Here is an 11,679-nt window from a genome sequence, read left to right on the forward strand (position 1 = left end):
TCAAAGCCTTTCGGTTGTCGTCTGTGCAAATTCGCTGGCGAGCCTCTCAGCAAGAAGTGAACGCGCCTCACGCAGTCGCTCAAGCGCGGCCGTGTCGTCCGCTTCACGCTCGGCCGCCTCTGCCAATCGGTCGTCAGAGAGAGGGTCGGTTGGGCGACCGTCCACCAGCACTTCGTAATGTAGGTTGGGGCCTGTCGCGGTACCCGTCGCACCGACCCGCCCGATCATATCTCCGGCCATCACGCGTTGCCCTTGTGTGAGCCCGTCCGGTACGGCGCTCAGATGCGCATAGCGCGTCAGGGTGTCGGAGCCATGAGCGATCTCGACGACCCGGCCATACCCACCGCGTCGGCCGATGAAGCTAACGCGGCCCGGCGCCGTCGCCTGTACCGGCGTGCCGCGCGCCGCCGCGAAGTCGACTCCTGTGTGCATCCGTACATTGCCGTAGACCGGATGGGTGCGGCGCCCGAACACAGAACTCAGCCGTGCACCTTCGACCGGTTGCGCAAACACGCGCAGGACTTCTCCGTCGACATAGATCGTCGCTTGGCCGCTGCCGTCGTTCGGCCAGACGATTTCATAGACCGAGCCATCGATATCCAGTGCGGCAAAGGCAAGCTCGGGCTGACCAATCCTCTTGTTCCCGTCTCGGGCCTCGCGCCAAAGGAGGCGCATCGTCTCGCCACCCGCAAGATCACGACGGAAATCCACGGTGCCGCCCAGCATCTGCGCCAGGTCCACCGCAAAACGGGCGGGGATGTCTGCCGTGTTCAGGGCGGCGAAAATCGAGCTCTCGATCACCGCCTCGCCGGCGAAAGTCACCAATTCGGGATCCGGGTCCAACACGCGGGCGGCAAGCTGTTCGCCGAAGACCGCCTCTATCCGGACACCGTCTTCGACGGCGAGCTCTACACGACGCGGGTTGTCGTCCGTTGTGGAAACCACCGTAATGATGTGACCCGGACGCAGACGGCGCAGATCGTATTCCGTGCCAATCGCCAAGGCGATTTCGGCGCGATCCGAAGCATCCAGCCCCGCATCGGAAAGGACCGCATCAAGCGTCTCGCCGGACGCAATCTCCCGCGACCAGGTGACCAGCGGGGGCTCGATAGATGGCAAGGAGGTATCAGCGGGGGAAACGGTCAGGAGCGGCCGGGGTCTGAACTCGAATGCGATATCCGCCTGGGCGAGTGTAGGGCGGACCGAATTGGTTTCGGTAATCCGAGGCGGCGCAAGCGGATTGGGAGTCCAGAGGGTCGCTTCAGCAATCGCAGGGGGCACCGGTTCTTTGGACAGAACGCCAGAGATGGCGATGGCGGTCACCGAAAATGCGCCTGCGACCGCAACGGCCGCCAAGACAGTTCTTATCTTCATGTTGCCCCCTCTACGTCTTCTGTCAGTGCGCGCTGGATCTTCGGCACCGCGAATTCTCTTTGCTCGTGATAGTCGATCATGGTGACGAGCTCACCCTCGGCATCGAACAGGAATACGCTTGCCGTATGGTTCATCGTATAGCCGCCGCCCTCAGTCGGGACGCGCTCAAATGAGGCACGAAACCCTTCTGCAGCGCGGGCAATTTGGTCTTCCGGCCCCGTCCAGCCACGAATGACCGGATGAAAATAGCCGACATATTCGGCCATGGCCTCGACCGTGTCCCGCTCCGGGTCGACCGTGATGAAGACCACGTTCATCTCTGATGCTTCGTCGCCCAGTTCCTCAAGCCAGCCGGAAATATCCGATAGGGTCGTCGGGCAGACGTCCGGGCAGTAGGTGAACCCGAAAAACACCATTGTGGGACGACCGATCAGGTTGCCAGGCCCTACCTCATTTTCCTCGTGGTCGGTCAGCCGGAACTCCATCGCCGATAGGGGCAGGGGCCGCTGCCCTTTTGGTTCAGGCGCACCGGGCCCGTCCACCCGCCACCAGCCCACGAAGAGCGTCAGGCCAAGAACGCCGGCACCGGCTGCGCCGTATAGAAGGAGCTGCCGACGTTGCATCAGCCCTCCGGTCCACGCGCGGCGATTCCGAGGATTGGGACCTCGACCGTCACCTTGCCGCCATCCGAGAAGGTCAGTGTCAGCGGGAAATTCTCGCCTTCGGTCATCGGCTCTTGCAGCTTCATGAGCATGGCGTGCAACCCGCCCGGCTCCAATGCCACGCTTTGGCCGGGCTCAATCGTGATCTCGCCTGCAGGCGCCATGGAACTGACGCCATCGGAGTTGGTTTTCGACTCATGGATCTCGGGCATCATTGCCAGCGGTGTCGCAAGTCCGGTCAGCGTAACGGCGTCTTCACCCGTGTTGCGCACGGTCATATAGGCGGCACCTGGCCTGTTGACGCCGATCGAGGCGCGGGACCACGCATTCTCGACCACGACATCCTCCGAACCGGCCAGTGCGGGGGCCGACAGCCCTGCAACCGTCAAAAGCACGGCCAATGCATTGGTATATCTCAACTTCTTCACCACTCGTTTCTCCTGCCTCCGCAAATCAGCTTTGGCTTGCCGCAACTTCCACTGCCACCAGCCTCTGCAATTCGGCCTCACCGAACGGATCGAGAGGCTTGCCGTTCACGAAGAACGTGGGCGTTTGGCGGACCCCGACTGTCTCGACATCGGCGCGGTCCTGGTTGAGCACCGCCACAACACCGGGGGCCAGCATCTGTGTCCGGGCAGCTTCGACATCCAGACCTCCGCTTGCTGCAATCTCAAGGATCAATCCGGGTGCCGGGGTCCCGTGAGACGCCCATCTGGGCTGCTCTCGCAAGACTGCCTCGAGCACAGGTTCAAACACGTCCTGCATGCGCGCCGCCTCGAGCACACGGATCGCTTCTACCGACGCCTCGCCGTGAAAAGGCGTATAGCGGATTACAACGCGCACCGCGTCTCCGTGCTCCGCCATGATATCCTCGACGACCGGATAGAAAGCGCGGCATGCCTCGCAGGCCGGGTCGAAGAATTCAACGATGGTTACGGGCGCATCCTCGGGCCCGAGGATCGGGGAATAGGGTCGGATCAGCGCGTCGGCCATTTCAGGGTCGATGGGATCGGACGCGGCAATCGGGTCGGGGCGGGTGGCATACCAGGCGGCACCGCCGAAACCGGCGACCCCGAGCGCGAGAACGGACAGGATGAGGCCGCGTCGTTTCATTTTTGTGTTTCCTTCAGTGAGAGAGCCGACAGCAGACCGATCATCGCGAAGGCGACGAGCGCCATCAAAGGAATCGGAATGCCGAAGACCAGTTGATTGTCGTCGGTACAGGATGGGCCGGTCGCCGTGCAGGGCTGGATACGCTCGGGGATAACGCCGACATAGAGGCCCAAGTGCCAAAGCGCGACGGCGGCACCGCCCAAAGCCAGCGCGATCCCGTAGCGACCCACGCGCCGATCCTGCCACCACAGCCCAAGCCCGAGGATGATGGCCAAGGGGAACATGAAGGCACGCTGGAACCAGCAGAGCACGCAAGGTGTCTGCCCCAGAACCTCGCCGATGAAGAGCACGGCAAGCGACGCGGTGAGCGCGATGATCCAGGCCAGGCCAAGGGCCGTCTCTCCGGAAAGTCGGGTCATGACGATCAGATCCTCTGTCTCAGATCGGCGAGGATCTCTTCGGCGGGCGTGCCGTAGGGCCAGGAGTCCGCGAAGCCTGCTTGCGTGTCGAAAAGGAAAAGATGCGACGTGTGACCCATCGTGTATCCGCCCGGCGCAGTCGCCTGCTCGATCCGCTCAAAGAATATCGGAAAGGTTTCGGATGTCGCGGCGATCTGCTCCGGTGTACCGGTCAGCCCGATGATCCCTGCGTCGAACAGGGGCACATACTCGGCAAGTGCAGTCGGCGTATCCCGCTCCGGATCAATCGTTATGAAAATCGGCTGAACCATTGCTGCCTCATCGCCCAGGCCCTCCATCACGGCCGCGACTTCGGACAGTGTTGTCGGACAGACGTCGGGGCAATTGGTGAAGCCAAAGAAGACCAGCATCCAGCGCCCTGCGAAATCTTCGTCCGTTTGGACCATGCCGCGATGATCGGTCAGTTCGAAATCAGCAAGAAACGGTGGTTCACTCTCGGTGCGGGCAAGATCGGCACGGTAGTCGGACCATAGCAACAGCCAGATGAAAACGAACGCCGCCGCGCCCGCCAACACCCACAATACCTTCTGAAGACCTGAAAGCCTCACGCCGCTCCGCCCGAACCTGATTCTATATTTTGTGTGCGTTTACATCCTCTAGCTACTGTAGGTTCAAGCGTGATTGTCATCGATCGGCCAACAATCACCGATCTGTGAAACTCGGGTGAAGCTTGTGATGCGCACCGCATAAAGCTACACCCACTGTAGGTAATGTGGGGAGCGGAAATGCTGACGATTGGGACGCTGGCGAAGAAGACCGGAACAAAGGTGCAGACCATCCGGTATTACGAGCAGATCGGACTTATGCCTGAGCCCGGCAGGACCGAGGGGGGCCAACGACGCTATGGCGACGCCGAACTCGACCGCTTGTCATTCGTCCGGCACGCACGGCAACTGGGGTTCTCGTTGGACGCGATCCGTGAGCTCCTCGATCTCAGCGATCATCCGGGAAAGTCCTGCGCTGAGGCGGATGCAATAGCCCGTCGGCAACTCAAACAGGTCGAGCAACGATTGGCGCGGCTCGAGGCGCTGCGGACGGAATTGAAGCGGATGGTGCATGAGTGCAGCGGCGGACAGACTTCTGATTGCCGTGTGCTCGAGGTACTGCGCGACCATTCCGAATGCCTGACCGACCATGAAGAGATCGGCGCCTGAGCAATTTCGACGACCTTTGATCGGAACGCAAAAAGCCCGGTGTTAGTTACTCATTGGCAATTCACTAATTTGGATACCCGGCATGGCGGAGCAGAGAAACGCAACGGAAAGACGCACACTCTGGATCGTGCTGGGTCTCAACATCGGGCTGGCAGTCGCTTTCTTCGCCTCGGGCGCATTCGGCGAGTCAAGCGCGCTTATCGCCAATGGCCTCGACAATCTGTCGGACAGTTTCGTCTACGCGATCAGCCTCTTCGCGCTGTCCCGCTCCGCCAAGTGGAAGCGCGGAGCGGCGAACGTTTCGGGCGGCCTGCTGATCCTCTTCGCCCTTGGAATCCTGTATGACGCGTGGCGCCGCTACGTCGGCGGATCGGATCCTCTTGGCACGATCATGATTGTCATGGCGCTGGTAGCGGCGGCCATCAACGCACTTTGCGTCTGGCTGCTGGCACGGCTTCGCGATCCAGACGTAAACATCCGAGCGGCGAATACGTTCAGCTGGAACGACTTCGCGGCCAATCTCGGAATCGTCGTCGCAGGCGGGCTCGTAGCCTGGCTCGGAACGAATTGGCCGGACCTTGTCGTGGGCGTGATTGTCGCCGGCATCGCGGCCTGGGGTGGCGTCGGAATCCTGAGAGACGCGCATGGTGAACACCACAAGGCGGTGCACAATGACGATCAGGTAACCAAGGACTCGGCCTGAAATCGGGGCTTGAAGCTACAGTGACTGTAGCAACTACATATTCTCGTGAACGATTCGAGGAGGTATCCCGTGAACCCCGCCGACCCTCATTTGGCCAAAACCCGGCTGCTGGATTTTGACGCGACCTCAATTGCAAAACTGATCGAGGAGCGCGGCTGGGCAGACCTTCCCAGCGACGACCGAATTGGGGCCATCTACGATTTCGTCAGGAACGAGATTACCTTCGGCTACAACCGCGCCGACGACATTCCGGCGTCCGAGGTCCTCGCAGATGGCCACGGGCAGTGCAACACCAAGGGCACGCTCCTCATGGCCCTGCTGCGTGGCGTGGGAGTTCGCTGCCGACTGCACGGGTTCACAATCCACAAGGCGCTTCAGAGAGGCGTCGTTCCGGAACTCGTCTATCCCCTCGCGCCGTCCGAAATCCTCCACTCCTGGGTAGAGGTGGACTTGGGCGACGGATGGGTCAATCACCGCCAGAACTTCGGATTTGTGCGCGACTTGCTCTATCGCCACGTCATCCGTCACTGGATGAATGCCAGGGTTCGCCGCATCCGCCGCGGAATCTTGCCGCCGGTCCCCGGATTCGATCGGCCGAACCACCGCCATGAGGAGACGAACCGTGCCGCATGATCACGGCCACGCCCACATCGATCCTCAATCCGGTGATCGTCGCGTCTCCATCGCCATCTGGGCCAACGGCCTCCTGACGGTCGCGCAGATCGTCGGCGGGATCCTTTCCGGCAGCCTCGCGCTGATCGCGGATGCCCTCCACAATTTCTCGGACATGGCGTCGCTGGTGATCGCCTTCTTCGCGCGTAAGATCGCTCGCCGCCCGGCGGACAAGCGCATGACCTTCGGCTATGGGCGGGTAGAAATCGTCGCAGCGCTCATCAACTACACGACACTTATCCTGATCGGCTTCTACCTGATCTACGAGGGTGGCATGCGCATGATCGACCCACCAGAGGTACAGGGCTGGACGGTGGTGATCCTGGGCGGTGTGGCACTGGTCGTCGACACGTTGACGGCGCTGCTCACCTATTCGATGCAGAAAGGCAGCGTGAACATCCGTGCGCTCTTCCTGCACAACCTATCGGACGCTTTGGCCTCCGTGGCGGTCATCATCGGCGGCTCGCTCATCCTCCTCTACAACATGCGGTGGGTCGACCCGGCGATCACCATCGGCATCGCTCTCTACATCCTCTACCTCGCATTTACCGAGATCGGCGGTCCGATTCGGACGCTGATGCTCGGCAGTCCACCGGACATCGATAATGAAACCGTCGTTCAGGCGATGCGGGGTGTGGATGGTGTCGCGGACGTTCATCACGTGCATCTGTGGCAGATGCAGGAGCACGAGGCGGCTCTGGACTGCCACGTCGTGCTGACAGCGGACGGCTGGGGTCAAATCGAAAAGATCAAGGCCGCGATCAAGGACCGGCTGAAGGACGATTTCAGCATCGGTCATTCGAGTCTGGAATTTGAGCACGAAGACCGCGCACACGAAAACGCTGACCTTTACGGTCACGGCAAACCGGAAAAAGAGGAGGAAAACCATGTTCACCGAGACACTGACAGCTCATGACGACACGATTGGCCTCGCCTGCGAGGGCAAGCTCAGCGAAAGCGACCTGAAACGGATGCACGCCCTGCTTCATGAGCGCCTGCAAGAGACAAGTAAGCCCGGCCTGGTTCTCGATCTCACGAGGTTCGAAGGCTACGATGGGCCGTCCGCTCTGCTCGAAGTTCTGAAAATCGACACAGCCCATAGGAATGACTTCCGCCGCGTCGCTGTGGTGGGCGAAGGGGCTTTGTTGGAGTGGGGAACCAGGTTCGCCGACGTGCTGACCACGGCAGAACTCCGTTAGTTCGACCCGGCGGAAATGAAGGCGGCAATCGCCTGGGCAAGTGAAAGGTAGAGTAGCTTTCAATCAGATGCCTTCGCAGAAGACAGCATCTGTTCGAAACCATAAACAAAAGAACTACAGCAGTTGCGAGACCCAAGAGCAATCCGAAAGTTCTGAACATGGTCGCTCCTTTCGCAAAGGAGTAACTTTGGTACGGTGGCACTGCCCTTGCCGGGGCATTATCAAATCGTAATGTTTTAGCGGCTCAGGGCGCCAGTTGGTTAACATAAACTTCATTATGCGTCTTTATACTTAGTGTTGCGATAGTATATTTTCGTATGTATGCTGAGGTCTGTCACAGAGGGTCCTCAGCATGCGTCATTTACTCAAGAAGCTTCTCCCCTCGGTCGTAGTCACTTTAACCGTGACAGGCCTTTCACTACCGATGTCCGCCCGAGCGCAGACATACCCGATCGATTGCGCAATCCTCTTGTGTCTCTCTGGTGGCTGGCCCGCTTCTGTCCCTTGTGCTCGGGCTCGCGCCGAATTCATCCGGCGGATTACGCCCTGGCCAGTGGAGCCGCCGCTCCAAATTTGGCGCTGTCCAATGGGTGCGTCCTATGAGACCGCTCCAGCACCAAACAGTGTAAACCGCATCTTTGAAGCGTTCTTACAGAACAACCGCACTGAACCGCGACAGTCTTTTCCAGCGCAAGATGTCGCTACCCCGATTGAGGCTGCTTTGCGCACTCCAGATGCCCCTAATGACTTCGTACTCGCCGATAGAGCCCTCCGGCTTGTTCAAGATCGCGCGGACATCGATATCAGCGGTCCTGAGTTCAATTTCGTGCGGTCTATTCGCGTCTTTAATATCCAGTACGCAAGACAATACCAGGCTGGAAGCGAAGGAGATTGCGAACGTAGCGCCAACGTTGTTCTTGGCACATATGGAACGCAAGGTGAGTTCGCTTGGCAAAGAACTTCCATCACCGCCCTCCCCACCGCTCAAATTGGTCTCGAAAGATGGGGGCAAAATTGCCCCGGCATCTATCACCGCTCAGTATTTGTCGACTGGCGTGACTATGAAGGCAACTACGGTTTTGAGCAGGTGAACTACTAGCGCCGTCAAAGACAGCGTTGGCATTCATCCGTGCTGACCTAAGTGCTCGGAGTTACTCAATCACCGGTCGTTCGCTACTGTCGATGCCAAGGTCAGCTGAGCGGGACAAAGGGTGCATTCGCTGCGGATGCGCAGATGGCTGCTTCAGGTTTGGCGCACCGATAGGACATTGCAGCAGGTCGCGCCGGTTAGTCCGTATAGCTTTGGCAGGCATCAACTCCGTTGGCTGTCGAGGCAAGTAGCTGATCTGCATCACGGATGAGATCGGCGACCCGCCTGTCCGCCAGACGATACCGAACGAAACGGCCTTTGCTGCGGCGACTGACCAGCCCGCATTCCAGCAGACAGCGCAGATGGTTCGAGACGTTGGGCTGACCCAAACCCGTATGCCCGACGATTTCCTGCACGTTGCGTTCGTCCGACACCAGCGCATCGAGGATCGTCAGACGGCTGGGATCGCTTAGGCCCCGGAAGAGCTTTGCCCGCAGTTCCAGTGTATCGGGTGCCGAAAGATCGTCTTGAATGTTTTGCGCTGTCATATCATTATCCACTGATACGTTAGCAGCGTACCTTTTCGCCCGCCACCACAAAAAGGATCGCACATGAGCCAGCCCGATAACAGCAAGTTGGCGACAGCCTCCTCCCCGATCCGAATGCGGGTGCAAGGCATGGACTGCGCGAAAGATGCCGCCGAGATCGAGCGCGCGGCCCGGTCTGCGGGCGTGGCCGAAGGCGACGTGAAAGTGTCCGCCGCCACCCACATCATGACATTGCGGATCGCGGACGGCGATCTGCCGAAAGTGCGGCCCGCGCTCGACGCGACCGGCTACGGTTTCGAGAAGATCGAGGACGGCGATACATCGTCCGATCCGGCCTACAAGGACCCGAGCTATCGCCGCGCGCTCTGGATCGTGGTCGCGCTCAATCTCGGATACGGCGTGGTCGAAATGTTCGGCGGGTTCCTGTCCGGTTCGCAGGCGCTGAAGGCAGACGCGCTCGATTTTCTGGGCGATGGTGCGATCACGTTTCTGGGCCTGCTCGCCATCGGCTGGAGCCTGACATGGCGGGCGCGGTCGGCGATGATCCAAGGCGTGTTTCTGGGCCTTCTGGGCCTTGGCGTTGTCGGCAGCACGCTCTGGCGTGTCCTCAACCAGACCACGCCAGAAGCCGGGTTGATGGGAGCCTTCGCGGTAGGTGCGCTGATCGTAAACATCCTCGCGGTGCTGCCGCTGCTAAAGCACCGCAAGGGTGATGCCAATATGCGAGCCGTCTGGCTGTTCTCTCGCAACGACGCCATCGGCAACCTCGCCGTGGTCATCGCCGCCGGGCTGGTCGCGTGGCTTGGCAGTGCATGGCCCGACCTGATCGTCGCGTTCGCGATCGCGGGGCTTTTCCTGCATTCGTCGTGGATGATCATCCGCGATGCCCGGAGTGACTTGGTGGAAGCTGACTAACTCCATCATGGTGCGACGCGCCGAACGAAAGCCGACATTCGCGCGCCCCGCAGCATCGGTGAGTCTGGGCTCAGAGTCCGCATTCGCCGCGTGCGGCCCCAATTTCTGGTATGCTGGCGTACCGTATCCATCAATATGAACTGGCGGCTACCTGAGAAGCCTATTTGCTGTCGCCGCTTCCGATCCGCTTCAAACCGTCGAAGTCGATTTCCTGCTTCTGTTCCTCAGTCAGATCCGGCCGGGCTTCCGATACCGGCTTGGACCCATGGACGCCCCACATCACCGCAAGCTCACTCGTACTCCAGCGATACACCCAACCAACAACGCTACGCCCGTCGGTCCCGATCAGATTGGCGATCGCAACGCCTTCACCTTTATCATCGTCCACTGTTTACTGACTTCCTGCACTTTGGCGCTGCAATCGCGGCATCGTGTTCTCAGGCTTCGCCTGCAAAGCATGACGCAATTGGTGGATGTTTGCTGGCTACTCTTCCTTGAAGGAGCTCACTTCACGTGGGGACGTCCAATGCGGTGCCTCCCAAAATTTCGTTGTTTTCAAATCTTGTGGTCGGACTCCGTGGCAGCTTCGACAATCGACAGGACTTCATTTTTGTCAAAGCCAATGACCCTCGCCAGAACTGTAAACTCCACGACGTCGATACGACGCTCGCCGCTTTCGAGACGTGCCACAAACGACTGGTGGCGATTGAGCTTCGCCGCCAACTGCTGCTGGCTGAGACCTGCATTCTGACGTGCATCAACCAACGCACGGACGAGCGCCAACTGGCCATTTGTTCTGATTGTTTTCGCCACGCGTCACATACCTTTTGTGACGTCGCTAGCGGATGAAATCCGTTATCTAAAAAGTAGATATTTGAGGATGTTATCGGCGTCTGGTTTCCAAGGGGTGCAAGTCTGGTGCATGCCCAGAGGCCCATCAATCCCCCACCAGTTCGAGAAACCGACCGTAATCCTGACTGACTTCGCGGGCTTCTTCGAAGGCGCGCGCACGCTCCTGCTCGAGGCAGCGAAAGTAGTCCTGAATGTCCGCGATGTAGACCTCAAAGTCCCGTCGGATGATGTCGGCATAATCCCGGGCGGCCTGCGAATCGCTTGGCACGAAGGGCCGGACCGGGGCGAGACAGCTTCCTGCACTGTTTGCCTCCTCAACGAGGAAAATGAGTATCCAAACTTGCGCAGCGAGGAAGCGTCTCAACCGTAGGTTTCTAGAACCTCTTATTTCCTTGATAGACGCCAATGGCCATGCCTAGAGTTTGAGCAACCGAGATACAGCCGTATCGCTGCAATATATCCTTGCAGTTAATAATATACTATCGTAACTCTGGGCTTCAAGTGGGAATGCCCGGATGTTGCGCGTTTGAAGAAAGCGTGAGCCGGGCCATGAACTGGGACATCGAAGCACCAAATGTGGTTACGGAAGCACGTTTCCGCGAACTCGTGGAAAGTGGCTATAGCGCTGAAATCCTGTGCCAGGAATCGGCACACAAGAAGGGCCCGAGCTATTACGGGGTCTGGATCATGCGTGTCGTCTCTGACGAGGGTGTGGAAAAGCTGCTGGTCACGGCCCGAACCCGAACGACCTACAACGACATCAAGATCCGCGAATTCAAAACCATCACGGGCGTGGTCTCCTTCCTTATCGGCATCGGTTTCTCCCATGCCGATGTCCCGCTCGAAGAAGGCCAGCGGACGACGCACAAGCTGGCTGCGACCGACAAGGGCAGCAGCAAGTAGCCTTCTCCTTTTCTG

18 protein-coding genes are annotated in these 11,679 nt (G+C 59.5%); 8 read left to right on the forward strand and 10 right to left on the reverse strand.

All coding sequences use genetic code 11. The annotated features are described in order from the left end of the window. The 6 genes from DSHI_RS19920 to DSHI_RS19945 are packed head-to-tail and all read right to left on the reverse strand — an operon-like array spanning nucleotide 1 to nucleotide 4,140. On the reverse strand, nucleotides 1–1,374 hold the full coding sequence (locus tag DSHI_RS19920) for a M23 family metallopeptidase (RefSeq protein ID WP_007803467.1): 1,374 nt from the start codon (nucleotides 1,372–1,374) through the stop codon (nucleotides 1–3). Continuing rightward, nucleotides 1,371–1,997, reverse strand: a complete 627-nt coding sequence (locus DSHI_RS19925) for an SCO family protein (protein WP_007803468.1) — start codon at nucleotides 1,995–1,997, stop codon at nucleotides 1,371–1,373. The genes DSHI_RS19920 and DSHI_RS19925 overlap by 4 nt, the downstream gene beginning before the upstream one ends. Further along, entirely contained in the window at nucleotides 1,997–2,467 is a 471-nt protein-coding gene (locus DSHI_RS19930; RefSeq protein ID WP_008327335.1) for a copper chaperone PCu(A)C, read from the reverse strand. Before DSHI_RS19930 ends, DSHI_RS19925 begins: the two co-directional genes overlap by 1 nt. Nucleotides 2,468–2,489: 22 nt before the next feature. Next, on the reverse strand, nucleotides 2,490–3,149 hold the full coding sequence (locus DSHI_RS19935) for a DsbA family protein (RefSeq protein WP_007803472.1): 660 nt from the start codon (nucleotides 3,147–3,149) through the stop codon (nucleotides 2,490–2,492). After that, on the reverse strand, nucleotides 3,146–3,568 hold the full coding sequence (locus DSHI_RS19940) for a disulfide bond formation protein B (RefSeq protein WP_007803474.1): 423 nt from the start codon (nucleotides 3,566–3,568) through the stop codon (nucleotides 3,146–3,148). The genes DSHI_RS19935 and DSHI_RS19940 overlap by 4 nt, the downstream gene beginning before the upstream one ends. A gap of 5 nt (nucleotides 3,569–3,573) precedes the next feature. Continuing rightward, the gene (locus tag DSHI_RS19945; protein ID WP_007803475.1) at nucleotides 3,574–4,140 is read right to left on the reverse strand and encodes an SCO family protein; all 567 of its coding nucleotides are present in this window, start codon (nucleotides 4,138–4,140) and stop codon (nucleotides 3,574–3,576) included. 213 nt (nucleotides 4,141–4,353) lie between these two features. Between DSHI_RS19945 and DSHI_RS19950 the strand changes: the two genes are divergently transcribed. The 6 genes from DSHI_RS19950 (at nucleotide 4,354) to DSHI_RS22000 (ending at nucleotide 8,455) form a co-directional block, all read left to right on the forward strand. After that, nucleotides 4,354–4,782 carry a MerR family transcriptional regulator gene (locus tag DSHI_RS19950; protein ID WP_007803476.1) on the forward strand — a complete coding sequence of 143 codons (429 nt, stop codon included), beginning with the start codon at nucleotides 4,354–4,356 and terminating at the stop codon, nucleotides 4,780–4,782. 82 nt (nucleotides 4,783–4,864) lie between these two features. Further along, on the forward strand, nucleotides 4,865–5,485 hold the full coding sequence (locus DSHI_RS19955; RefSeq protein WP_008327361.1) for a cation efflux transmembrane domain-containing protein: 621 nt from the start codon (nucleotides 4,865–4,867) through the stop codon (nucleotides 5,483–5,485). Nucleotides 5,486–5,554: 69 nt separating this feature from the next. Next, nucleotides 5,555–6,118, forward strand: coding sequence for a transglutaminase-like domain-containing protein (locus tag DSHI_RS19960; protein ID WP_007803479.1), 564 nt, complete (start codon nucleotides 5,555–5,557; stop codon nucleotides 6,116–6,118). Continuing rightward, a complete protein-coding gene (locus DSHI_RS19965) occupies nucleotides 6,108–7,073 on the forward strand; it encodes a cation diffusion facilitator family transporter (protein WP_007803480.1) in 966 nt (321 codons plus the stop codon). The genes DSHI_RS19960 and DSHI_RS19965 overlap by 11 nt, the downstream gene beginning before the upstream one ends. Then, the gene (locus tag DSHI_RS19970) at nucleotides 7,045–7,356 is read left to right on the forward strand and encodes a SpoIIAA family protein (RefSeq protein ID WP_012187173.1); all 312 of its coding nucleotides are present in this window, start codon (nucleotides 7,045–7,047) and stop codon (nucleotides 7,354–7,356) included. The genes DSHI_RS19965 and DSHI_RS19970 overlap by 29 nt, the downstream gene beginning before the upstream one ends. 352 nt (nucleotides 7,357–7,708) lie before the next feature. Then, the gene (locus tag DSHI_RS22000) at nucleotides 7,709–8,455 is read left to right on the forward strand and encodes a hypothetical protein (protein WP_012187317.1); all 747 of its coding nucleotides are present in this window, start codon (nucleotides 7,709–7,711) and stop codon (nucleotides 8,453–8,455) included. A gap of 188 nt (nucleotides 8,456–8,643) precedes the next feature. On the opposite strand, the gene DSHI_RS19975 is transcribed toward DSHI_RS22000, so the two are convergent. Further along, the gene (locus tag DSHI_RS19975) at nucleotides 8,644–8,994 is read right to left on the reverse strand and encodes an ArsR/SmtB family transcription factor (protein WP_007803330.1); all 351 of its coding nucleotides are present in this window, start codon (nucleotides 8,992–8,994) and stop codon (nucleotides 8,644–8,646) included. 63 nt (nucleotides 8,995–9,057) lie between these two features. Between DSHI_RS19975 and DSHI_RS19980 the strand changes: the two genes are divergently transcribed. Next, nucleotides 9,058–9,909 carry a cation diffusion facilitator family transporter gene (locus DSHI_RS19980; protein ID WP_007803328.1) on the forward strand — a complete coding sequence of 284 codons (852 nt, stop codon included), beginning with the start codon at nucleotides 9,058–9,060 and terminating at the stop codon, nucleotides 9,907–9,909. Between the two features lie 160 nt (nucleotides 9,910–10,069). Here DSHI_RS19980 and DSHI_RS19985 read toward each other — a convergent pair whose 3' ends face one another. The 3 genes from DSHI_RS19985 to DSHI_RS19995 form a co-directional block, all read right to left on the reverse strand. Beyond that, nucleotides 10,070–10,297: a hypothetical protein gene (locus DSHI_RS19985; protein WP_012187318.1), complete on the reverse strand. Its 228-nt coding sequence runs from the start codon at nucleotides 10,295–10,297 to the stop codon at nucleotides 10,070–10,072. A 167-nt stretch (nucleotides 10,298–10,464) separates the two neighbouring features. Continuing rightward, nucleotides 10,465–10,722, reverse strand: a complete 258-nt coding sequence (locus DSHI_RS19990; RefSeq protein ID WP_012187319.1) for a helix-turn-helix domain-containing protein — start codon at nucleotides 10,720–10,722, stop codon at nucleotides 10,465–10,467. Nucleotides 10,723–10,846: 124 nt separating this feature from the next. Further along, nucleotides 10,847–11,095, reverse strand: a complete 249-nt coding sequence (locus DSHI_RS19995) for a hypothetical protein (protein WP_044029511.1) — start codon at nucleotides 11,093–11,095, stop codon at nucleotides 10,847–10,849. A gap of 215 nt (nucleotides 11,096–11,310) precedes the next feature. Here DSHI_RS19995 and DSHI_RS20000 point away from each other — a divergent pair, with 215 nt between their 5' ends. Continuing rightward, complete coding sequence (locus tag DSHI_RS20000) at nucleotides 11,311–11,664, forward strand: hypothetical protein (protein ID WP_012187321.1); 354 nt, start codon at nucleotides 11,311–11,313, stop codon at nucleotides 11,662–11,664. The last annotated feature ends 15 nt before the right edge of the window (nucleotides 11,665–11,679 follow it).

It is taken from the genome of Dinoroseobacter shibae DFL 12 = DSM 16493, assembly GCF_000018145.1.
Classification (GTDB): domain Bacteria; phylum Pseudomonadota; class Alphaproteobacteria; order Rhodobacterales; family Rhodobacteraceae; genus Dinoroseobacter; species Dinoroseobacter shibae.

Bases quoted from the DNA above. Each gene is read 5' to 3' on its own strand.
- DSHI_RS19920 (WP_007803467.1), bottom strand. From the start codon at position 1,374: ATGAAGATAAGAACTGTCTTGGCGGCCGTTGCGGTCGCAGGCGCATTT.
- DSHI_RS19925 (WP_007803468.1), bottom strand. From the start codon at position 1,997: ATGCAACGTCGGCAGCTCCTTCTATACGGCGCAGCCGGTGCCGGCGTT.
- DSHI_RS19935 (WP_007803472.1), bottom strand. From the start codon at position 3,149: ATGAAACGACGCGGCCTCATCCTGTCCGTTCTCGCGCTCGGGGTCGCC.
- DSHI_RS19940 (WP_007803474.1), bottom strand. From the start codon at position 3,568: ATGACCCGACTTTCCGGAGAGACGGCCCTTGGCCTGGCCTGGATCATC.
- DSHI_RS19950 (WP_007803476.1), top strand. From the start codon at position 4,354: ATGCTGACGATTGGGACGCTGGCGAAGAAGACCGGAACAAAGGTGCAG.
- DSHI_RS19955 (WP_008327361.1), top strand. From the start codon at position 4,865: ATGGCGGAGCAGAGAAACGCAACGGAAAGACGCACACTCTGGATCGTG.
- DSHI_RS19970 (WP_012187173.1), top strand. From the start codon at position 7,045: ATGTTCACCGAGACACTGACAGCTCATGACGACACGATTGGCCTCGCC.
- DSHI_RS22000 (WP_012187317.1), top strand. From the start codon at position 7,709: ATGCGTCATTTACTCAAGAAGCTTCTCCCCTCGGTCGTAGTCACTTTA.
- DSHI_RS19975 (WP_007803330.1), bottom strand. From the start codon at position 8,994: ATGACAGCGCAAAACATTCAAGACGATCTTTCGGCACCCGATACACTG.
- DSHI_RS19980 (WP_007803328.1), top strand. From the start codon at position 9,058: ATGAGCCAGCCCGATAACAGCAAGTTGGCGACAGCCTCCTCCCCGATC.
- DSHI_RS20000 (WP_012187321.1), top strand. From the start codon at position 11,311: ATGAACTGGGACATCGAAGCACCAAATGTGGTTACGGAAGCACGTTTC.